The sequence below is a fragment of the Pseudomonas sp. CIP-10 genome, assembly GCF_020911845.1.
In the GTDB taxonomy this organism is placed as follows: domain Bacteria; phylum Pseudomonadota; class Gammaproteobacteria; order Pseudomonadales; family Pseudomonadaceae; genus Aquipseudomonas; species Aquipseudomonas alloputida.
Window position 1 is genome coordinate 4,505,370 of the sequence record NZ_CP087160.1, and the last position, 22,356, is coordinate 4,527,725.

15 protein-coding genes and 1 pseudogene are annotated in these 22,356 nt (G+C 55.2%); all 16 read left to right on the forward strand.

Features of this window, described 5'->3' with window-relative positions; translation table 11 throughout:
• The first annotated feature begins 73 nt into the window (after positions 1 to 73).
• Positions 74 to 2,527 carry a glycosyltransferase family 2 protein gene (locus tag LMH93_RS20340; protein ID WP_230065378.1) on the forward strand — a complete coding sequence of 818 codons (2,454 nt, stop codon included), beginning with the start codon at positions 74 to 76 and terminating at the stop codon, positions 2,525 to 2,527.
• Positions 2,528 to 2,537: 10 nt separating this feature from the next.
• Positions 2,538 to 4,952, forward strand: coding sequence for a glycosyltransferase family 2 protein (locus tag LMH93_RS20345; protein WP_230064522.1), 2,415 nt, complete (start codon positions 2,538 to 2,540; stop codon positions 4,950 to 4,952).
• A 397-nt stretch (positions 4,953 to 5,349) separates the two neighbouring features.
• Positions 5,350 to 6,375, forward strand: coding sequence for a hypothetical protein (locus LMH93_RS20350; protein ID WP_230064523.1), 1,026 nt, complete (start codon positions 5,350 to 5,352; stop codon positions 6,373 to 6,375).
• Between the two features lie 100 nt (positions 6,376 to 6,475).
• Positions 6,476 to 7,129: a methyltransferase domain-containing protein gene (locus LMH93_RS20355; protein ID WP_230064524.1), complete on the forward strand. Its 654-nt coding sequence runs from the start codon at positions 6,476 to 6,478 to the stop codon at positions 7,127 to 7,129.
• Position 7,130: 1 nt separating this feature from the next.
• Positions 7,131 to 9,074 (forward strand): hypothetical protein, encoded by a 1,944-nt coding sequence (locus tag LMH93_RS20360; RefSeq protein WP_230064525.1) that lies wholly within the window; start codon positions 7,131 to 7,133, stop codon positions 9,072 to 9,074.
• A 334-nt stretch (positions 9,075 to 9,408) separates the two neighbouring features.
• Positions 9,409 to 9,568 (forward strand): annotated as a pseudogene (locus LMH93_RS29990) (DapH/DapD/GlmU-related protein); the annotation flags it as partial.
• A 203-nt stretch (positions 9,569 to 9,771) separates the two neighbouring features.
• Complete coding sequence (locus LMH93_RS20375) at positions 9,772 to 10,938, forward strand: nucleotide sugar dehydrogenase (protein ID WP_230064526.1); 1,167 nt, start codon at positions 9,772 to 9,774, stop codon at positions 10,936 to 10,938.
• Between the two features lie 34 nt (positions 10,939 to 10,972).
• On the forward strand, positions 10,973 to 11,977 hold the full coding sequence (locus tag LMH93_RS20380) for a hypothetical protein (protein ID WP_230064527.1): 1,005 nt from the start codon (positions 10,973 to 10,975) through the stop codon (positions 11,975 to 11,977).
• Between the two features lie 214 nt (positions 11,978 to 12,191).
• Entirely contained in the window at positions 12,192 to 15,305 is a 3,114-nt protein-coding gene (locus LMH93_RS20385; protein ID WP_230064528.1) for a glycosyltransferase, read from the forward strand.
• Complete coding sequence (rfbB, locus tag LMH93_RS20390; protein ID WP_230064529.1) at positions 15,302 to 16,402, forward strand: dTDP-glucose 4,6-dehydratase; 1,101 nt, start codon at positions 15,302 to 15,304, stop codon at positions 16,400 to 16,402. Before LMH93_RS20385 ends, rfbB begins: the two co-directional genes overlap by 4 nt.
• Entirely contained in the window at positions 16,399 to 17,304 is a 906-nt protein-coding gene (rfbD, locus tag LMH93_RS20395; RefSeq protein WP_230064530.1) for a dTDP-4-dehydrorhamnose reductase, read from the forward strand. Before rfbB ends, rfbD begins: the two co-directional genes overlap by 4 nt.
• A gap of 9 nt (positions 17,305 to 17,313) precedes the next feature.
• Complete coding sequence (gene rfbA / locus LMH93_RS20400; protein WP_230064531.1) at positions 17,314 to 18,195, forward strand: glucose-1-phosphate thymidylyltransferase RfbA; 882 nt, start codon at positions 17,314 to 17,316, stop codon at positions 18,193 to 18,195.
• A complete protein-coding gene (rfbC, locus tag LMH93_RS20405) occupies positions 18,195 to 18,743 on the forward strand; it encodes a dTDP-4-dehydrorhamnose 3,5-epimerase (RefSeq protein WP_230064532.1) in 549 nt (182 codons plus the stop codon). The genes rfbA and rfbC overlap by 1 nt, the downstream gene beginning before the upstream one ends.
• A gap of 305 nt (positions 18,744 to 19,048) precedes the next feature.
• Positions 19,049 to 19,408 (forward strand): IS66 family insertion sequence element accessory protein TnpB, encoded by a 360-nt coding sequence (gene tnpB, locus LMH93_RS20410; RefSeq protein ID WP_010954878.1) that lies wholly within the window; start codon positions 19,049 to 19,051, stop codon positions 19,406 to 19,408.
• Positions 19,409 to 19,426: 18 nt separating this feature from the next.
• A complete protein-coding gene (locus LMH93_RS20415; protein WP_230064533.1) occupies positions 19,427 to 20,959 on the forward strand; it encodes an IS66-like element ISPpu15 family transposase in 1,533 nt (510 codons plus the stop codon).
• 16 nt (positions 20,960 to 20,975) lie between these two features.
• Entirely contained in the window at positions 20,976 to 22,106 is a 1,131-nt protein-coding gene (locus LMH93_RS20420; protein ID WP_268256888.1) for an acyltransferase family protein, read from the forward strand.
• The last annotated feature ends 250 nt before the right edge of the window (positions 22,107 to 22,356 follow it).

The following is a 22,356-nucleotide window of genomic DNA, read 5'->3' on the forward strand; positions in this document are numbered from 1 at the left end:
TCGCCCTCTTTTTATTTTTTGTATTAAAGCCAAGCCTATGTCCAAACATCCCGACCATGGGCGCGAAACGCTCATGGATATTTTCCACCGACACCGCCAGGCCAACGAACCCGGCCTTGCCGCTGCCGTGCTGGAACGCGCCTTGCAAATTGCCGAATACCGGCCGGAAGCACAGGTTTGGAAGGGTATAGCGGCGCTCCCGGATGCGCCTGCGCTGGCTTTTTTATTTTTTGGCAACGCCGTACAGGCGCTACCTGACCGCGCTGACATTCATGCACTCATCGGGCGCAGCCTGTTGGCCCAAGGGCACGCTAACCTGGCAAGCCGGTACCTCACCGAAGCCTGGCGCAAGCAGCCCAACGACCCCGCGCTGCGCATGTCCCTGTGGCAGGCATGCAGCCAGTCCGAATCCCCCACAGCCCTGCGACAGATGATTCTCGCGCACCTGCCCGAGATCACCGCTGCCAACGAGCTGGCCTTTGTACTCAAGCTGCTCGCGGGCCAGCCTGAGCCACTGACAACCCTTGGTGTGGTCCGCTACCTGCCCGAGCAACGGGAGATTCACGGCTGGGCAATTGACCTGCGCAACCTGCAAAGCCCCCCAGCCCTGAAAGTGGAAGTGAATGGCCGGCAAATCGACACCTTTGCCAGTGCGCCACACCCACTGCTGACTGCAGCCGGACTGCCAGGCACACACGGCGGCATCCGCATTCGCGTACCCAACCCGACCCCAGAGGTAAAGGTCAGCCTTGCCAATGGCAGGGCACTGCTTGGCAGCCCTGTGTACGCAATGCCGGCGTTCGTACCGCCCGCCCCGCTGCCTGAGCACGGCAAGGCACTGGCTGTAGATGTATTGATACCGGTGTACAACGGCCTGAATGAAACCCTGGAATGCATCAACAGCGCCCTGGAGGCCCGCAAGCGCAACCGCACACCGCATCGGTTGGTTGTGATCGAAGACGCCACCCCGGTACCTGCGCTGGCCAAAGCACTCAAGGTTCTGGCTGGCAAGGGCAGGATCACATTGGTGAACAACCCCGTGAACCTGGGTTTTATCCGCAGCATGAACAGGGGCATGGCGCTAAGCCCGGGCAAGGACGTAGTTTGGCTGAACGCTGACACACGCGTTCACGGCGACTGGCTCGACCGCCTGCGCCAGGCCGCCTACAGCGATGCCAGCATCGCCTCGGCAACGCCCTTTACCAACAATGGCGAGCTGATGAGCTTCCCGCGAAGCCAAATCAGCCACGGTATGCCCAGCGCAGCCGAACAAGCCGAACTGGACGACCTTGCGCGCAACACCGACAGCACGCCGGTTGATATCGAAACCGGTTGCGGCTTTTGCCTTTACATCAAGCGCGAAGCACTGGACTCGGTTGGCTACCTGGACGAACTGCACCTGGCCCGCGGTTACGGCGAAGAAACCGACTGGTGCTTGCGCGCCCGCAGCCTGGGCTGGACTCACGTGGGGGCGCCCAACGTATTTGTGGCGCACCAAGGTGGCATTTCCTTCGGCGCGGAAAAAATGCTGCGCGTAGCACAGAACAACGCCGTATTGCGCAAAAGGTACCCGGATGCGTCGGCCCGTTATCAGGCCTTCTGCCTGCGCGACCCCATCAAGCCGGCACGCGACGCCCTGCAACGAGCACGCCTGACGCAGCTTGCACGCAACGCAGGCAAGCAACAGGGGGAATGGCCAGCACGGGGCAAAAAGGCCCTGCACCTGAACAGCAGCCAGGCCAACGACGCCCGCTTCAGCCTGACATGGCAGCATGACACGCATCGAACCTGGGTCAGCTTGCAGGCACCTTTGGCTGCCCTACCCCTGACGCTCGATTTCGAACTGCCACAAGACTTCGACAAACTGGTAGAAGCGCTTTACCTGCTCCCGCAAGACGAGCTCGTATTCGAAAGCCTGCACCGCTGCCCTACCGAACTCTGCCGGCTTCCTGCCCTGCTGGGCACACCCTATCGCATTGCTTGCAGTGACCCGCACCTGCCGGATAATGACGCCTCGTATGACTGGCAGCGGTTCGCAAGCGAGGCCACCAGCATCCAACTGCCGTGGCAAGCGCTGCATTGTGCAAATGAAACCGCTCTCCACAATAGCCTGCTGTTGACCGACGCCACGCCAGAATCAACAGAATTGCCGACCGGCTTACCTCGCGCAATCCTGATCGGCGACAACCTAGACGCCACAACAGGGCGCCAATGGCTGGCATTGGCGCGCCACCTGGCGCGCCAAGCACTGCCCACGGTATTGCTGGCAAAGGCAGAGACGCCCTGGCTGAAACCCCTGCAAGCCACTGGCACAGTACAGCTGCTGCCGCAGGTAGCAACCTTCTCATTTGCCGAGCGGGCCAAAGCAGCAGGCTGTGAAGCCGTACTGAGTCTGACTGAAAACCCAGAGGCAGGCTGGCCCGCAGCGGCACTTTCGACCGAGCTGGGCGTGCCGCTATACGCTAATTCCGGGGCGGTTGCCGACACACTCGGCGCAACCCCGATCACCCAATTACCTTTCTACTGAGCCAAGCCTGATGCCCCATGCAGCCCTTGATACGCCCCAGACGGGCGACCCTATCGTCAGCCCCGCCACTGCAACCGGTGCCATCATCGGCCTGCAGGGCGACGTATTGCAGGGCTGGGCATTGGACGCCGCTCAACCTGAGCAACGCCTGATCGTTGAAGTACTCATCGACGGCGCCAGCGTCGCAATTGCCCGCGCCGACCAATACGAACCGGGCGCTCCAGAGGGAGACCAATTCCACGGTTTTGCCGTGCAACTGCGCCAAAGCTGGTTGAACGAAGCCCGCACGATCACCGCGCAAATCGCCAATACAGACTTGCCGCTTCAAGGCGAGGTGCAAATCCCTGCCGCACCAGCTCTGGACACTTCAGCCGTTGCTTCGCAGGTGTGGCATACAGGCGGCCTGCGCTTGAGCGGCTGGGCATGGGACCCCAAAGCGCCCCGCCGACACCTTCAAATCAGCGTACGCGAAGGCGGCCGTGAGGTCGCGCAAGCAACTTGCGACCAACATCACCAGGCACTGGCCTATCGAGCTAGCGCCGACCACGGCTTCTCCCTAGACCTGCCCTGGGAACTTGCCGATGGTGAACTGCATGTTCTGGAGGTGGTGAATGACCTTGGCCAGCCACTGCCAGGCAGCCCGGTGCGCTTGCGTTGCCTGCCGGAGGGGCTGGAGGGGCTGCTTCAACAGCTACCCGTAGCCGAAGGCGATCAAACCCTGGCCCTATTAGGCGGCATCGCCAGGGAGCAGGCTTTGCGCCTGCCCAAAAGCGCCGGCTGGCATCTGTATCCACAGTGGTTTGACGCTTTCCAGCGCCTGGACGAAGTACCAACCCCTACTCTGCAGGGCGCTCTGGGCATCCTGTTGATCAGCGACGGTGACAACACCCTTGAGCAGGCCAGCCTGGCAAGCCTGGGTGCCGACCGAATCGGCGTACAGGCCCTCGCAACCACGCCACCGCACATGCTCACCCCCGGGTTGAGGCAGTTGCTCGAGGCGGGCTGTGATCGCATTCTGCCGCTGGTTGCAGGGGACCGGCTGGCGGGGCATGCACTTACCCACCTCAGCGCCCTGCTGGACGACGGCAGTGCCTGGGGTTACGCCGACTGCGACCGTGATGGCGCGCAAGGCGAACGCAGCTTCCCCTGGTTCAAACCCACCTGGGACATTGACTTGTTCATCGGCGCCGACATCTTCATGCCGGGCGCAATATTTGGCAAAGCGGTTATTGAGCAAGCGATGCTGCTGCTACCTGCAAGGTCGGACACACAGGCTTGCAACTGGCACGAGCTGAGCGCAGCGGTTGCGCTCGCCACGCAGAGTAATCAACTGTGCGTGAGCCACTTGCCCCGTGTGCTGTACCACCGGGCCCACCCTGCAGCCGCCAGCCCCGAGCAGGCAGCAACCTGCCCCGAACGGCAGCAGGCGATCAGCTGGCTGTGCGAACGGTTGGCAGCTGGTGCAACCGTGAGCACGGTGGACAATTACCCAGCATTGCTACGAGCCCACTGGCCATTACCCGTGGAACTGCCCCGCGTCAGCCTGATCGTGCCAACGCGTGACCAGCACAAACTGCTGGCCGCGTGCATGGAAGGCTTACTTAACGACACCGACTACCCGAACCTCGAACTCATTGTTGTGGATAACCAATCCAGCGACCCACAAACGCTGGAATATTTGACGGCATTAAGTGAGCGTGGCGTTACAGTGCTTCGCCACCCGTTCCCGTTCAATTACTCAACCATCAATAACCGCGCTGCAACTCTGGCCACGGGTGACATGATCGGCTTGGTGAACAACGATATCGAAATCATCGACAGCGGCTGGCTGAAAGAAATGGTGGCGCAACTTCTGCGCCCGAACGTAGGCGCAGTGGGGGCGAAGTTGTTGTGGCCCAACCGCATGGTGCAGCATGGCGGTGTAGTAGTAGGTATCAATGGCCTGGCTGCACACAGTGGCAATACGCTATCAGAAGAGGACCCGGGATATTTGGGCTTCAATCAGCTAACGCGTCGGCAAAGTGCAGTGACGGCAGCCTGTATGCTCATGCGCAAAGCAGTGTTCGACGAAGTGGGCGGGCTTGATGAACTCACATTCCCCGTGGCATTCAACGATGTCGACCTTTGCCTGAGAATTCAACAACTAGGGCTGCACCTGGTGTGGAGTGCATTTGCACGGCTGATCCACGCAGAGTCCGCCAGCCGCGGCAAAGATTTGGCGCCTGAAAAGCGCGCACGCGCTCAACGCGAACAGCAAAAATTCATTGAGCGTTGGACAATCGGTCTTTACAATGATCCATTTTACCATCCCGCCTTAGCATCGGATTATTTGACCGGGCCCTACGGCGGGTTAATGATGCCGCTCGGGGGCATCCACGCAAGGAAGCAAGATCCGCAGTCCGTATGTTCAAAGGATGGAAGGTAGCTTAAATGTACGGGATTATTTGTCGAGAGCAATATCTCTTGCTAAGGCTTCTGAAGCAAAGCAGGGAATTGTGTGAAAAGTGCTTAGATATCACAGGAACAGGTCGCGACCTTGGATTCCTGCTCGCACTCAGTTCCGGGCGCACCCCCAATCGAGAAACGCCAGCTCAGCCTTGCACTGTGGATGCAAAAATCAGTAAGGGCTACGCCATCAAATCCCACTGGTTGAAATGGCAAAGTTTTAGGACTAGCCATGCACCAAAATTTTTGATGCATTTTTTCTTCAGAAAGCCAAGATTGGTTGACGAGCTCCAAACCGTCTTGAACCTAGCACTTCAGGCACTAGGTCACCATAGCCTTCCACAATCAATTCGCACTCACTAGCAGATCGAAAATTTATGAACGCTATTTCTGCGACAACAATTTCATCAACCGAAGTTCGCGGGCACTTTGACTATGTCTCCGACGGACGAGCTTATGGTTGGGCGTACTCTACAACCATACCTAAGAAAAAGATGACTATCGAGATTCTCGAAAGTGACGAGGTGATAGGCCATGGGGTCGCAGATGAATTTCGCCAAGACCTGCAAGCCGCCAACATAGGCGACGGCTACCACATGTTCTCCGTGCAATTATCACATGAACTTTTCGATGGCCAGGCACATAGCTTAGTAGCCCGCGATGCAGATACCGGTTCGATACTTACTGGCAGCCCAATTCTCTTCTGCTCCGAAAAAAAAGAAACAGCGTACCCACAAGTGCCCAGAGCCTTGGGTTTGAGTGCCCTGGAAAGCTTCATTAAACGCTCAGAAGTCTTAAGCCACACCGACAGACTTCATAGCTTCGTTCAAGCTTATAAATTGGCGTCCCGCCTTCAAGAAACCGGCGAACTAGCATTTGCGCGCAGTGCATGGAACACGATAAATAGTGCCCTAGGTGAAAACCCGATCGGATTTTGCAAACTAGGTGAGTGTTTAATGCTGGAGGAGAACCCAGCAGAAGCACTGAATGCGTTTCAAATTTCCGCCGGGGCTGACTTGAGATTTCACTGGGCTCATCTCGGCATCGCAAACAGCCAGCTCGCGCTTTCGAACTTTGAAGAAGCCGAACAAGCACTGAATGTAGCGGCAGCGCTTTGTCCCGGCGACATAAATATTCGTACACAGCTCGCTAAAACTCAGAGCCAAAGAGTTTCAGTAAGGACGCATCAACTAGTCTCCGAAGACAACCCGGACGCAGCAATTAGCATACTCCAGTCATTCCTATTGGCAAGCCCTAACAACCAAGAAGCAATAGCACTACTAGGTGATTTACTGCATCAACCAACATCTAATAGCTTCCCTGGGAGCCAGCAACTTCAAGAGCACATTAAGATGCGTCGAATTCTTGAATCTATTTTAGATATAATTGAATCGCAACCATGATATTACTTAAGACCACTAACGCTGCACTGTAGCGAAGAAGCAAGCGGAGACTGGCTTAGGACGTTTACCTGAGGGAACACCTTTAACTGAGGGCGTAATGGTGAAATCTGATAAAACTGGCATTTCAAATCTCAGATCGCATGCTGGATCGGATGAGGACTATTGGACCACTCGGTATGAGGATAATGGGACCTCCGGAGCGGGATCGTACGGAAAGCTTGCAGAATTTAAAGCAAAAACCATTAACGAGTTCATCACCTCAAAAAATATCGAAGGTATCATTGACTTCGGGTGCGGCGACGGAAACCAAGCGTCTAAATTTTCAGTGAAAAGATACACTGGATTAGACATTGCGAGCACTGCAATCGCCTTATGTAGAACAAAATTCCAAGATGACCCGACAAAGAAATTTTTGTCGCTAACCGAATTTGGCACCAAGCGCTTCCAAGAAGACTTAACCATCTCGCTCGATGTTATTTTTCACATCACTAGCGACGAAAACTTCACACAATATATGGAAATACTTTTTTCCTCATCAACAAGATTTTGCATTATTTACTCAAGCAACTGCAAGGACCTGGACACGAACTCCGCTCACGTGAAGGGAAGGAAATTCACAGACTGGATTGAGAAAAACAAACCGAATTGGTCTTTAATTACCATAGTGAAAAATGAGTTCCCATATAGCATAATAAAAAATAGCAGGGAGTCATCTTTCAGTGATTTTTACATCTACGAGCTCGTTTCGGAATAACATGGACAAACTAAACACTCCAAGCAACCTTGCAACAGCCAACCAGCTGTTCCGTGCAAAAAAGTACAGCGAAGCTGCACTTTTTTATAAAAAATCCATACAAGAAAGCCCGGAACTAGCCGAGGCAATACGGATTAACTTGCATTTGTGCGCCAAGCGCGCACCAGCGGGTGAAATCGAGCAAATAACATTCCAAAACAACAACGAAGATAATATCTTCGTAGGAATCGCAGCAATTCCTGAACGAGAGACCGCACTCAAACAGACGATTGCATCCCTAATTAATCAAGCTCCAAGGATAGGAGTTTATCTTAACGGCTGGAAGAGAATCCCTGATTTCCTTCGTCACGAAAAAATCGAGATTGCTGGTTTCCACGACGCTGATCTCGGCGATGTTGGAAAATTCCACTGGGTAGATAATCATGATGGTTTGTATTTCACCTGCGATGATGATCTTGTCTACCCGCCCGATTACATTAAACGCACGGCAGCAAAACTTAAGGAACATAACTATAGAGCCGCAGTTGGTTGGCATGGATCTTTGATTAAGGAACCATTCGTCAACTACTATGACGGTGCGTCAAGACGCGTTTTTGTATTTTCAGCTCACCGCCCTGTCGACACACCTGTACATATCCTAGGAACAGGCTGCTGCGCCTTCCACACCCGCGAACTATCGATAAAGAAGAGCGATTTCGTCCATCCTAACATGGCAGATATTTTCTTTTCGATTAAAGGACAAGAGCAGAACATCCCTTTCATTGTTATAAAACATGAAAAGAATGAGATAACCGAGGTAGAGGGCAGCAAAGAAAGCTCTATTTTTGCACACTCCCACACCGATCAAGCAAGCAAGAAAAATACCAAAGAAATTCAAAACACTTTTGTATCCAACAATCTCCCTTGGGTATTGAAAAGTTTTCAGCCCTTCTCCATCCTTATTATCGGGCGTTTTGAGAGCTATTCAAAAGGCGGAATCTATAAATCCTGCCATTTGATAAAAAAACACCTTACAGAATTGGGTCACAACGTATCGATTCTCGATACCGGGAATGAGATGACGGCTGAACACGTCTCAGGCCACGATATTTGTTGGATCTATCCTGGAGACCCAGAGCGCCCTGACTTCTCTACTGTGGACGATAAAATCCACCTGTTAAGAAAGCACGGCGTCCCAGTGCTACTAAATTTATCGTATCTGTATGAAAGCCACCGGAGCCAGTGGATTGTAGAAAAACTAAAAGAGTATAACAGCCAAGCCGGCACTCCGGTCCTCGCTGCTGTATTCACAGAGTCGGCGGCCAATGACCCACTGCTGAACTCGGTGCGGGATTACGTATGTGTCGTTCCTAAAACTCTTTTGCCCACCCCGTATGAAATGGTGCCTAGCTTTGACCAGCGTGAAGGTATCTGTCTAGGCGATGCAACAAAGCTGGGCAACCCGATAGTCATCGGAGGAAGCATAAACCCTTGGATTGATGCTATCCACAATAGGCTGCCACATGTAAATATTTATGCTTACAAGCAATACCAGGGTAATAACCCACACCCTAAGGTCAAATACGTTTCACACATGAAGGAAAATTTTGGCGAATGGCTGGCGCAACGCAGGCTTTTCATCTGCGCTAACGTACATTTGACTTTTGAGATGGTCGCTTGTGAAGCGCAGCAGTACGGTACTCCAACCTTGTATAGGCACATGCCCCACTCTCTAAGCGAATATATTTCGGCGACTGGCATGGCAGTACGGACTCCAGGAGAAATGGGCGAAATGGCTGCATGGCTCTACAACAGTAGAGCCACCTGGGACAAACTCAGCGCTTCTTCTATTCACAACGCTAATAGTAAACATGTGGACCTACTTGATGCTTCGTTAGAGGGTTATATTCGACTTGCAATCTATCGCGCAAGCCTGTTGAAGTCCAAGTTTCTAACCAAAAAATAATATACAAATTATGAGACATTCTAAAAATCTTGTAGATGGACTAAAATTTTTAGGCGGCTATGAGCCGCCGTCTGGCTTTAGATACGAATCAGGCGTCTCTTTAGGCGAATGCGAAATTCACCAAGGTTGCGCCTTTGGGTTACATTCCTACATGAACAGTGGCCTGGTGCGCAGCCAAGTAATAGTTGGCCGCTATTGCTCAATCGGCCGAAATGTTATCATTGGTTCTGGATCGCACGACTTTGGTGCTTTATCTACAAGCCCTGTATTTAAGAAAAACTCCAACCCGCCAGTGCTCAAATATGCTCATCTTGAAAAAAAAATCAGGGTCAAAATTGGGCATGACGTATGGGTAGGTGACAATGCTTACATTATGTCAGGCATAACAATTGGTGACGGTGCGATAATTGCCTCGGGCTCAGTGGTGACCAAAAACGTTCCGCCATACGCAATTGTGGGCGGAATTCCTGCAAAAGTCATAAAAATGCGATTTACGCAAGATTTGATTTTTGCGATACAGGCTGTTCGTTGGTTCGATTTCACGCCCGATCAATTGCAAAACATTGATATTGGTAATATTGCGGTGTCTATTGATGAAATTGGTACTTGGCCTGAAAGCTCTAGAAGACGCGACCCTGACTACACCAACTTCAATGCCAACAGTATAGAAAAGTAACTTACTTTCAAGGATCGAGAAATGAAAATTGCTGTAGCAGGCACAGGTTATGTCGGACTTTCAAATGCTGTATTACTATCTCAGCATAACGAAGTCGTAGCTCTGGACGTAGTACCTGAGAAAGTGGCCTCGCTCAATAATGGCATTTGCCCTATAGTCGATACTGATCTCGAAAACTATCTGCAGAACAAAAATTTAAATCTCAGAGCGACGCTTGACAAAACCGAAGCATACACAAATGCTGAGTTTGTAATCGTCGCCACCCCAACCGATTACGACCCGAAAACAAACTTTTTCAATACGAGCGCTGTAGAAGTTGTTATTCGAGATGTATTGAATATCAACCCCTCCGCCTCCATCATTATCAAGTCTACAGTTCCGGTTGGCTTTACGGAACGAATGAAAAAACAATTCGACTGCACAAACCTCATCTTTTCTCCAGAATTTTTACGTGAGGGACTTGCACTCCATGACAACTTATTTCCTTCGCGCATCGTAATTGGCGAACGCTCTCAACGCGCAGAATTATTTGCAGAGCTGATGCTGCAGGGTGCTATTAAAAAAGACGTCAAAGCACTTTTCACCGACTCAACCGAAGCTGAAGCCATAAAGCTTTTTTCAAACACCTATCTTGCAATGCGCGTCGCCTATTTCAACGAGCTTGATAGCTATGCTGAGATCCACGGCTTAAGCACCCAGCAAATCATCGAAGGGGTTAGCCTGGACCCGCGTATTGGCGGCCATTACAATAATCCTTCTTTTGGCTATGGCGGTTATTGCCTACCGAAAGACACCAAACAACTCCTTGCCAACTATCAAGACGTCCCTCAGACGCTTATACAAGCCATTGTTGACTCTAACCGAACACGGAAGGATTTCATTTCCGACTCTATCATCAAGCGAAATCCTAATCGAGTTGGAATTTATAGACTGATCATGAAGTCCGGATCCGACAACTTCCGCACATCGTCAATCCAGGGAATCATGAAACGCCTCAAAGCAAAAGGCATCGAGGTCGTAGTTTATGAACCAGTTCTAAAAGACGAGAATTTTTATAACTCTCGCGTAATACGCGACCTAGACGCATTTAAGTCGAGCTGCGACGTCATCGTTGCCAACCGTTTAACTGATGACATCCATGATATCCGCGATAAGGTGTATACCCGCGATATCTTCAGTAAAGACTGATATTCAGGCCAATATTATCTACGAGGCGACTTCGATGCAAAATGTTTTTTCAGGGCTGAGTGAGCTAATTTTCCGTCAATTCATGGGCTTGTCCTCTGTGGACGCAGTGCCCTTCAGTTGGCAACCAGCTTCACTCTTTATCGCTGAAGCCGAGATGTCGCGTGGAGAATCGTCCCGGCAGTATATCTGGCTGTATCGAGCGCCTTGGGTATGGCTGGCTGAAGGTGGAAGCGCGGACGCGAAGGTGGATCTACAGCAGTGGCAAGCCCAGCAGCGCGCTATTCTCCAGCTTCGCCGTACTCATCGAAGTGGTCTCACGTTGATTAACGTAGATCGAGTAAATCCACAGGTACTGGCTGAACGGTTTGGATTCATCGGTTCGCCTGACGGGACTGCCTTAGCCGTTAGCCCTTTAGCTCCAACCCTTTCAGGCCTATTTGAACTAGCAGCTCCAGAGTGCTGGACTATCTACGAAGCGCTGGAAGCGGCGGCCTGGACTCCGGAAAGTGAACCAGATCTGCGCACCAACGTAGCGCTGCCCTCTTATGATGGACTGATGGATTTATTAAACCTTCTCAATCTGCCCAAGAAACTTTCCAACACTATCAATTTCTTCGAGCGAAGCGAGCAGCTTCTAGCGTCAGTGCGTGATGAGCTAGAAGCCTCCCAGCGAAGCGAACTGTTGCAGAAGGAAGAGAACGATTACCTTCTCACTCAGCTGCATAAAACTCAAGAACAACTTGAAGAGCTTCATCGCGCTATAGTTTCACACAAAAGCAACAGCCTTTTACTTGAGCAGTCACTGTCCACCGCAAGTGAAAAACAGGAACTACTCCTACAAGAAATACAAGAAATACAATCGAACACTCTCCTCTTTACCAATGAGAATGACTTACTTATTTCTCAACTACACAAAGTACAAGAGGAGCTTGAGAGCTACTATCTCGCCAACCGTGAAATTCTTAAGGAAATGGATAAGTCCGGTGAAACTCTGAATCGAACCAGAGTCGTAATGAGCAGGCTATACAACCATGGATAAGACCAATTCCAAAGCAAGAATACTTGGCTCAGTGGACTCCGCTTGGTACTTGACTGAGTACCCAGACGTCGCAGCTGCGGAGATTGATCCGCAACAACATTATGATGAGCGAGGACACCATGAAGGACGCTTTCCACGCGCTCTCTCGGCACACCGCCAAGAAACAGCGCTTTGGGGTGGGTTCTCACAACTGGCGGTTAACGAACTTGATGAATTGTGGTCATCAACTTCCGATCCGGATGAAAGAGAGTATGCTGCTTGGGCCCTGGCCCGCTGGCATGCCAGTGCCTCGCAATGGTCGAGCGCACTGCCGTACATCGACGCCCTCGCACAGCCACTGCCACCTTACATCGGCACCCTTGGCCCAATATTGCTAAGGGCCGAGGTGCTGCTGCGCAATGGCCAGCAGTCGCTTGCGCAAGCCTGCATCGCCGAAGCCATTGCGGCAAAAGGCCTGCAAGTCGACTTGTGCCTGGCAGCCGCCAATGTGTCGCTGGCCACCAAGGGCACCCAACACCAGCCGCCAGCCGCTATGCGCCTGTTCTGGATTAACCGTGCGCTTGCCGCTGCCGACTTGGCACCGGTTGCCCTGCGCGACCCCGCAGCTGCGCTCACCCTGGATAACCTCCAGGCCGCGTCTGCCGCGAAGGTTCCGCCCCAGGCCCAGCCAAAAATCAGCGTGATCATGCCAGCGTTCAACGCCGAGGCGTTCATTGAAACGGCCCTGCGCAGCCTGCTGGCGCAAAGCTGGAGCAACCTGGAAATCCTGGTTGTCGATGACTGCAGCAGCGATGCCACGGTCGAGCGTGTTTCTGAGCTGGCCCGCGAAGACGCGCGCATCGTGCTGCTACAGGAACCGGTAAACCGCGGTGCTTACGCGGCGCGCAATACAGCGTTGAAACACGCGACCGGCACGTTCGTGGTCAACCATGACAGCGACGACTGGTCCCACCCTCAGCGCCTGGAGCTCATGGCCACTCCATTGCTGCAGAACCCGGGCCTGGTCGGTACCCTGGCTGAGTGGGTCAGGGCCGATACCGAGCTGCACTTCCAATGCTGGCGCATGGAAAACAGCCTGATCGAACCGAGCGTTTCCACCATCATGATGCGCTGCGATGCCGTGCGCGAACTTGGCGGCTGGGATGAGGTGCGTGTCGCGGCCGACCATGAGCTGCGTCAGCGCCTGCAACGCCGCCATGGCGACGAGGCACTGCTTTACCTGCTGCCAGGGGTGCCGCTGGTCATTGCCCGTCACCTGCCACAGTCGCTGACCATGGCTTCCGGCACGCATCTGCGCTCGACGTTCTTCGGCCTGCGCCAGCTGTACAGCGCTCTGGCCGATACCTGGCATGCAATGGCAGAAGATGCGGCTGACCTGCGCTTGCCTGAAAGCGCGGGTGAACGCGCCTTCCCGGCACCCGCACCGATGCTGCGTACGTCATCTGCCCAAGCCAGCTACGACTGGCTGCTGATCAGCGACCTTGGCGACACAGCGCGCAGCGCCAAGGCCCTGCGCCTGATACTGGACAGGTTGCAACGGCAAGGTGACCGTGTTGCCTTGCTGCATTGGCCAGACTATCAGCGCCCCGGCCCGGTGGGCCCCGACATACTTCGCAAGGCCGTCCTCGGTGCGGTGGACATCGTGCTGGCCGAGCAGCAACTGGTAGCCCAGCGTGTGGTGGTCGTAGGGCGTCATCTGTTGGCCTCCCCATTGGATCAAGTACCGGCCCTTCAAGGCTTGCAAAGCTGCCAGGTAGTGGACTCCGTGCGTGAAGCCAAGCTGCTGGCAATTGCACCAGTAGCTCAGGACCTTCTGCCAAGCGAAGAGCAGCACCCAGTAGCCGAGCACCCCGCCCCTGCTCCTGCCTTGGTGGAACCTGAGGCGCTCGAGCCGGCCCCGGTGCAAGATAACACCACAGGGCTACCAGCCTTGTTCGATGCAGCTTGGTACCTGCAACGTTACCCCGACGTAGCAAAAGCCGGCATCAGCCCTTGGGAACACTATGTTGCCAACGGTTTTGCCGAAGGCCGCGAGCCGGGCCCGAACTTCAATACAGCCTGGTATCTGGAACAGTGCATAGAGGCCCGCGACAGTGGGCTGCCGCCGCTGGTGCATTACGAACAGGTCGGTCGCCAAGCAGGTTATAATCCCACCCACCCTACTTTCACGGGTAGCCAGGCGAATCGACCAGGCAGGCCAACCGTGTTGCTGTGCGCCCACGCGGCCGATGTGCAACTGTTTGGCGCCGAACGCAGCCTCCTGGATGTACTCGATGCCTGCAACGCCCTGCAACTCAACGTGTTGGTCAGCGTGCCAAGCGTTGCCAACATGGCCTACATCGATGAATTGCGCGCCCGCGCGCTGTTCGTGGCCTGTATTCCAACACAACCATGGTCAGCCAGTACAGCGCCATGCCCGCTGGCAGTGGAACGCTTCCGCACGCTGATCCGTGACCATTCGGTAGAGTTGGTGCAGGCCAACACCCTGATGCTGCGCGAGCCATTGCTGGCTGCACGTAACGAGAACGTACCGGCAGTGCTGCATGCACACGAATCCCCGGCCCATGACCCGGCACTCTGCGCCGCGATTGGCCTGGCTGCGCCGCAGATTGTGGAGCAAGCCCTGGAACGTGCCGACCACGTACTGGCCAACTCGGCCTTTACTGCTGAGCATCTATCCAAGCCAGGGGCCACCCACGTGGTCAGCAACATCATTGACCTGAAGGCGTTCGACCTGCCTAACGTCATTGACAACAAGCGTGTCACGGCTGCGTTGATCAGCAGCAATTTGCCGAAAAAAGGTATCCAGGACCTGCTGCAGCTGGCCTGCGACACCGCAAGAGACACGCCTAAACTTCAGTTGTTGCTGATTGGGCCAGATACGCCAAGCGTTTCCGCCCTTAGAACCCTGGAAGCGCGCGGCCAACTGCCGGCCAACTTGAGCCTGTTGCCTTACGCAACCAGCCCGCAAACTGCCATTTCTCAAGCTAACATTGTGCTCAACCTGTCGCACTGCCAAGAAACCTTTGGCCGTACGCTGCTCGAAGGCATGGCCGCCAGCCGCCCAGTATTGGCTTACCGCTGGGGGGCACTGCCCGAACTGGTTGATGAAGGCGTCAATGGCCATACCTTCGAACACGGTGACACCAAAGCGATCGCCAACAGGCTGCGCCAGCTTTGCCGTAACCCGAAAAAAATTCGCACGCTGGGGGCTGCCGGGCGAAAACGTGCCAAGCAGTACAACTTGAAGCGTTTGAGCAAGCAGTTGGGCGCGGCCTATACATCGATACTTGATTATCCCCTGCTGCAGACAGAGGAACTGACATGATTCTAGTCACAGGCGGGGCCGGCTTCATCGGTTCCAACTTCGTACTGCAATGGTGTGCGAACGGTGGCGAAGAGGTGCTGAACCTTGATGCCCTGACCTATGCTGGCAACCTGTCCAACCTGCAATCGCTGGAAGGCAACGACCAGCATCGGTTCATTCAAGGCAACATTTGCGACGCCGACTTGCTTGCGCGGCTGTTCGCCGAGCATCGCCCCAGGGCAGTGGTGCACTTTGCCGCAGAATCGCACGTCGACCGCTCCATTGCAGGCCCTGAAGCATTCATTGAAACAAACGTGGTCGGCACCTTCCGCTTGCTGGAAGCGGCTCGCGCCCACTGGAACCAGCTGGAAGGGGAAGCCAAGGCAAACTTCCGCTTCCTGCATGTTTCTACTGATGAGGTCTATGGCACGCTGGGTAGCAACGACCCGGCGTTCACCGAAGCCACGCCATACGCCCCGAACAGCCCCTATTCGGCTAGCAAGGCCGCCAGCGATCACTTGGTGCGATCGTACTTCCATACCTATGGCATGCCAGTACTGACCACCAACTGCTCGAACAACTATGGGCCGTTCCACTTCCCGGAGAAGTTGATTCCGCTGATGATCGTGAACGCTCTGGCGGGGAAGGCATTGCCTGTGTACGGGGATGGCCAGCAGATTCGCGACTGGCTGTACGTCGAAGACCACTGCGCTGGTATCCGCCGAGTGCTGGAAGCCGGTGCCTGCGGGGAAACCTACAACATTGGCGGCTGGAATGAAAAAGCCAACATCGACATCGTGCGCACACTGTGCACGCTGCTCGATGAAATGGCGCCTGCCAGCGAGCGAGATGTCATCAATGTGAAGACCGGTGAACCAGTCAAGCAGTATGCAGAGCTGATCACCTATGTCACAGACCGCCCGGGCCATGACCGCCGGTACGCCATCGATGCACGCAAGATTGAGCGAGAGCTTGGCTGGAGGCCCGCAGATACATTTGACACGGGCATCCGCAAGACCGTGCAGTGGTACTTGAACAACCAGCAATGGGTAGCTAGCGTCATGGATGGCAGCTACCGGGACTGGGTAGCGCAGCAATATGGTTCGGGCAAACAGTGAAAATTCTGCTTTTGGGTAAAAATGGTCAAGTGGGTTGGGAACTGCAACGTTCACTGGCACCGCTTGGCCATGTGATTGCACTGGATCGTCAAGGATGCCTGGACCTGAGCGGCAATCTGGGGGACCTGGATGCCATAGCGGCCACGGTTCGGGCGTTAAAGCCAGATATCATCGTCAACGCGGCCGCCTACACTGCGGTAGACAAGGCGGAAAGCGAAGCAGCCTTGGCTGTACGCATCAATGCCCAAGCGCCTGGGGTATTGGCGCGTCAGGCGGCTGCTATCGGCGCTTGGCTGATTCACTACTCTACAGATTATGTATTCGATGGCAGCGGCTCGACCCCCTGGCCTGAAGAGGCGCCCACCCATCCGCTTTCGGTCTATGGCCGTAGCAAGCGCGATGGTGAAGCAGCCATCGCTGCCAGCGGTGCCCGCGCCGTGGTGCTTCGCACCAGCTGGGTATACGCCGCCCGCGGTCAGAACTTTGCCAAGACCATGCTGCGGCTGGCTAAAGAGCGCGACGCACTGAACGTGGTAGCTGACCAGTATGGTGCACCCACCGGGGCGGAGTTGATCGCTGATGTAACGGCACACATCATCAGGCAGATCTGCAGCTCCGCGAATGCTAACCAGCTAGCGGGTATCTATCACTTGGCAGCAGCGGGTGAAACCAGCTGGCATGGCTACGCGCAGTTTGTACTGCAACATGCCAGCCGCCAGGGTTGTGCGTTGAAGGTAAGCCCCGAACAGGTGGGGGCAATCGCCACTGAGGATTATCCGGTCCCGGCCGCCAGGCCGCGAAACTCTCGCCTGGATTTGGCTAAACTCGAAAAGGTATTCAACCTCAAGATGCCACCTTGGCAACAAGGTGTGCAACGCATGCTGGACGAGATCCAGCTTTAAGGACGGCATATGGCGCGTAAAGGAATTATTCTGGCGGGAGGTTCGGGCACGCGCCTGCATCCCGCCACATTGTCGGTTTCCAAGCAACTGCTGCCGGTATACGACAAGCCCATGATTTATTACCCGCTCAGTACGCTATTGCTGGCGGGTATCCGCGACATCCTGATTATCTCGACGCCTCAGGATACGCCCCGGTTCGAGCAACTACTGGGTGATGGCAGCCAGTGGGGGCTGAACCTTTCCTATGCGGTACAACCAAGCCCGGATGGCCTGGCCCAGGCGTTCACCATCGGCGCAGGGTTCATTGGCAAGGATCCATCGGCGCTGGTGTTGGGCGACAATATCTTCTATGGCCATGACTTCCAGGCGCTGCTGCTCAATGCAGACAAGCGACAGGACGGCGCTTCGGTGTTCGCTTATCACGTTCAGGACCCTGAGCGGTACGGGGTGGCTGAGTTCGATGGGCACGGCTGCGTGCTGTCCATCGAGGAAAAGCCGAAAGTACCAAAGTCCAGCTATGCCGTAACGGGCCTTTATTTCTATGACAACCAGGTCGTTGACCTTGCCCGGCAGTTGCAACCTTCTGCGCGGGGTGAACTGGAAATCACCGACCTGAATAACCTGTACCTGCAACAAAAGCAGCTGCACGTAGAGATCATGGGCCGCGGGTACGCCTGGCTAGACACTGGCACTCACGATAGCCTGCTTGAAGCCAGCCAGTACATTGCGACCATTGAGCGCAGACAAGGACTGAAAATAGCCTGCCCCGAAGAAATCGCTTATCGCGCCGGGTGGATCTCTGCAGAACAAATCGAACGCCTGGCGCAACCCATGATGAAAAATGGTTATGGGCAATACCTGCGTAATTTGCTTGAGGTGAAAGTTTTCTGATGCGTGCAATACCTTTAGCCATCAAGGACGTGGTGCTCATCGTTCCCAAGGTGTTCGGCGACGAACGTGGTTTCTTCTACGAAAGCTTCAACGCCAGTGTATTCAGCGAAGTGACTGGCCTGCAGCCCGACTTCGTACAAGACAACCACTCGCGCTCGGTAAAAGGCGTGCTGCGTGGCCTGCACTACCAGCTGGCACCTCACGCCCAGGGCAAGCTGGTGCGTGTGGTGCAGGGCGAGGTCTTCGATGTTGCGGTGGATATCCGTCGCTCTTCCCCTACCTTCGGTAAATGGGTAGGTGCGGTGTTGTCGGCCGAGAACAAGAACCAACTGTGGATCCCGCCAGGGTTCGCACACGGGTTCGTCACGTTGAGTGAAACCGCAGAGTTCCTCTACAAGACCACCGACTTCTACTCGCCGCAGTGCGAGCGCTGCATTGCCTGGGATGATCCGGCAGTCGGCATCGAATGGCCCATCGACTTCGCACCAAGCCTGTCTGGCAAAGACAAGCTTGGCGTCCCACTGGCTGAGGCCGAGCTGATCGATTGATGGTCCCGGCGGGGCCGCAGAGCGTTAGCGCAGCCTCGCCGCACCCATCATTGCTGAGACATCGCGAGCCTCCATTGCTTGGCGTGCAAGCCCGGAGCCTGCGCGCAACATTTCCGCTGCCAGCCTTAAGTTTGCGCTTGCATTGACAGGGTCTTGCGCAGGGTGCCAGCATTTCATTTTTGTCCGCCAGTGACCACTCTCATGCCTGCTGCATCCAAACGTAAGGGATCCATCATCCCCACATTCCAACCGTCCACCTGATTCCCGATGCTGTGCTCCCGATTTCTTTCTGGAGCCAGCCCGCCATGATGCGCCCCGACAGCAAAGTCGAAAAAGTCTACCTCTACCCCAAGCCCGTGGACTTTCGAAAGTCCATCGACGGCCTCACAGCCTTGGTCGAACTGGACATCAAGGTCGCCGTGTTCGACCCGGTACTTTTCGTCTTCCTCAATAAAGCCCGTAACCGCATCAAGGTGTTGTATTGGGAGCGCAACGGCTTCTGCCTTTGGCTCAAGCGCCTCGAAGCCGAGCGTTTCAAAACTTCACCCAACGCGACCGACGAAGCTATCGTACTGACCGTCCAGGAACTGAATTGGCTACTCGACGGTTTCGATCTCTGGCGCAACCGTCCGCATCAGGTTTTGACTCCTCGTTTCGTCGCCTGACCGGGTATAATCCGGGCCATGATTTCAGTGCCCGATAACCTTCCTGACGACCCTGCCGCGCTCAAACTACTGCTTGCGCAGTTGTTGGCCGAGCGCACGGTCGACAAAGGTCAGATCGTCGATCTTAAAGAACAGGTCAAGCTGCTGCGTGACCGATTATTCAATCGCAAGTCCGAGCAAACCGTCGAGTCCAACACGCCCCAACTGGCGTTGTTCAATGAACCCGAAAGTCAGTGGGTTCCTACCGCTGATGATGCCGACGAAGAAGTTGTTGCGCCAAGCAAGCAGCGCGGCAAACGCAAGCCACTGTCGGCTGACCTGCCACGCATTGAAGTCATTCATGACTTGCCCGAGCACGAACTGACTTGCGCCTGTGGTTGCCGCAAACACGTGGTTGGCGAGCAAACCAGCGAACAACTCGACATCGTGCCGATGCAGATCCGTGTGCTTAAACACGTACGCAAAATCTATGGCTGCCGTGGCTGCGAATCCGCGCCGGTCACCGCTGACAAGCCGGCCCAATTGATTGAAAAGAGCATGGCCAGTCCCAGCGTGCTGGCGATGTTGCTAACCACCAAGTACGTCGATGGCCTGCCGCTGCACCGCTTCGAGACGGTGCTGAACCGACATGGTATCGAGATCCCCCGGCAAACCCTGGCCCGCTGGGTCATCCAGTGCAGCGAACACTTTCAGCCACTGCTGAACCTGATGCGTGACCGCCTGCTGGAAAGCCCGGTGATCCATTGCGATGAAACTCGCGTGCAGGTGCTCAAAGAGCCGGATCGTGATCCGACCAGTCAATCCTGGATGTGGGTGCAGGCCAGTGGCCCACCTGGTCGACAAGTCGTGCTGTTCGATTACACCACCAGCCGCGCGCAGGAGGTGCCGCTGCGCCTGCTGGAGGGCTATCGCGGTTACGTGATGACCGATGATTACGCCGGTTACAACGCGTTGGCGCTACAGCCGGGCGTTGAACGACTGGCGTGCATGGCGCATGTTCGGCGTAAATTCGTCGAAGCGCAGAAGGAGCAGCCTAAGGGCAAGACCGGTCGCGCCGATGTTGCGCTGACGATGATCAACAAACTGTATGGCATCGAACGCGACCTCAAGGATGCCAGCGATGAACAGCGATTCATCGGTCGTCAGGAACGAAGCCTGCCGATCCTTGAGCAGTTGAAAAGTTGGCTCGACAAGACGCACTCACAGGTGACACCGCAAAGCGTACTGGGCAAGGCGGTGCTTTACCTGGCAAACAACTGGAACCGCTTGGAGCGGTATGTCGAGGCGGGCCACCTGCCGATCGACAACAACCTGGCAGAGCGGGCCATAAAGCCGTTTGTGATCGGGCGCAAAGCTTGGCTGTTCAGTGACACGCCCAAGGGAGCCACGGCTAGCGCGCAGATCTACAGCTTGGTCGAAACCGCCAAGGTCAACGGCCAAGAGCCCTATACGTGGCTGCGCCACGTCCTGGAGCGACTGCCGCACGCCTCATCGGTAGCAGACTACGAAGCGCTGCTGCCATGGAACTGTTCGCCAGAGATGCCACGGTAACCTTGGCTTCCACCTTGTGGTAGGTGGGGTTCATGGATCGGTTACATCCAAACCGGCCGAACGGCTCTACACGCTGGATACCTTGCGTGGTATCGCCGCGCTCAGTGTCGTGTTCTGGCATTGGCAACACTTTTTCTACGTGGGCGACTGCCCGGCAGGCTTCGAGGTTTCACGCCAACCCTTCTTTGCCACGCTTGCGCCGCTCTACCAATACGGCGGCCTGGCTGTACAGTTGTTTTTCTCCATTTCGGGGTTTGTGTTCTTCTGGTTGTTCGCCCAAGGCGTAGCGAGCGGACGAATCGGCTTGCGCAACTTCGCTGTAGACCGCTTCAGCCGCCTTTACCCGTTGCACTTGCTGACATTGGGCGGGGTTGCTGCACTGCAATGGGTGTATTCAGCAAGCCACAGCAGTTATTTTGTCTACCCCTTCAACGATGCCTACCATGCACTGCTCAACCTGCTGCTTGCGCCAGCCTGGGGGCTTGAAAAAGGTTGGTCATTCAACGCCCCTGTCTGGTCGGTATCGGTCGAAGTGTTGCTGTACGCCTTGTTCTTTGTCATCTGTCTGGCCGGCCGTTGGCGTTGGCCACTTGCCGCCTTGGCTTGCGCCGCGGGCCTTATGCTATACCCCGGCAGCTATAAGGTCGGCAGTGGGCTGCTGTGCTTCTTCATCGGGGGGCTCGCCTATGGCGTTATGTGCCAACTACGACGCTGGTTTGGCAGCGGCCTCACGCTGCTTGCATGCTGCATCGTCGCGTTGGGCGCCTGGGCTGCGCAAATAGGGTACTACGACGCGCTAAACGCCTACCTGGTGATGTGCCTGTGCTTTCCGGCTACGGTGGCTGCGCTGGCGGCTGCCGGCCTGCACTGGCCTGGGCTGTTGCGCAGCACTGGGTGGGTCGGTGATATCAGCTATTCCTCTTACCTCCTGCACTTCCCATTGCAAATCGTGTTTGCGCTTGTGCTTGATCGACTGGTTTTCAGCCGAGAAATCTTCTACCAGCCCTGGCTGATGTTGTCGTTCTTTGTCGTGCTCATTCCCATGAGCCTTGCCTGCCATCGATGGGTCGAGCGCCCAGCCCAACGCTTCCTGCGCAACAGTCGCTTGGCAAAGGCACGCCAACCTGGCGTCCACACAGCTGCCTGACGCTGCAGTGCACAGGCGCTCGTTTTAACTGAGATGAACAGCCTGGCTCCGCAGCGGGGCGAACAACGAACCCCATGCACAACGGGATGGTACCTGCCAGGCCAACCTTGCCCGACGAGGCTGCATTCTCTGGTATCCTCAAGGCTTTTATTGCCTGGCAGCCTGGGGTTGCGGTGTCTGCTTCCTTGCCTGATCGCCTTGCTACAAGCCGAGGTCCATGCATACGCCCGCCGGGTGGCCTCGGCAGGCG

Excerpts from the sequence above, each read along its gene's own strand:
- LMH93_RS20340 (WP_230065378.1), top strand. The coding sequence starts at position 74 with ATGGATATTTTCCACCGACACCGCCAGGCCAACGAACCCGGCCTTGCC.
- LMH93_RS20345 (WP_230064522.1), top strand. The coding sequence starts at position 2,538 with ATGCCCCATGCAGCCCTTGATACGCCCCAGACGGGCGACCCTATCGTC.
- LMH93_RS20350 (WP_230064523.1), top strand. The coding sequence starts at position 5,350 with ATGAACGCTATTTCTGCGACAACAATTTCATCAACCGAAGTTCGCGGG.
- LMH93_RS20360 (WP_230064525.1), top strand. The coding sequence starts at position 7,131 with ATGGACAAACTAAACACTCCAAGCAACCTTGCAACAGCCAACCAGCTG.
- LMH93_RS20375 (WP_230064526.1), top strand. The coding sequence starts at position 9,772 with ATGAAAATTGCTGTAGCAGGCACAGGTTATGTCGGACTTTCAAATGCT.
- LMH93_RS20380 (WP_230064527.1), top strand. The coding sequence starts at position 10,973 with ATGCAAAATGTTTTTTCAGGGCTGAGTGAGCTAATTTTCCGTCAATTC.
- rfbB (WP_230064529.1), top strand. The coding sequence starts at position 15,302 with ATGATTCTAGTCACAGGCGGGGCCGGCTTCATCGGTTCCAACTTCGTA.
- rfbA (WP_230064531.1), top strand. The coding sequence starts at position 17,314 with ATGGCGCGTAAAGGAATTATTCTGGCGGGAGGTTCGGGCACGCGCCTG.
- rfbC (WP_230064532.1), top strand. The coding sequence starts at position 18,195 with ATGCGTGCAATACCTTTAGCCATCAAGGACGTGGTGCTCATCGTTCCC.
- tnpB (WP_010954878.1), top strand. The coding sequence starts at position 19,049 with ATGATGCGCCCCGACAGCAAAGTCGAAAAAGTCTACCTCTACCCCAAG.
- LMH93_RS20415 (WP_230064533.1), top strand. The coding sequence starts at position 19,427 with ATGATTTCAGTGCCCGATAACCTTCCTGACGACCCTGCCGCGCTCAAA.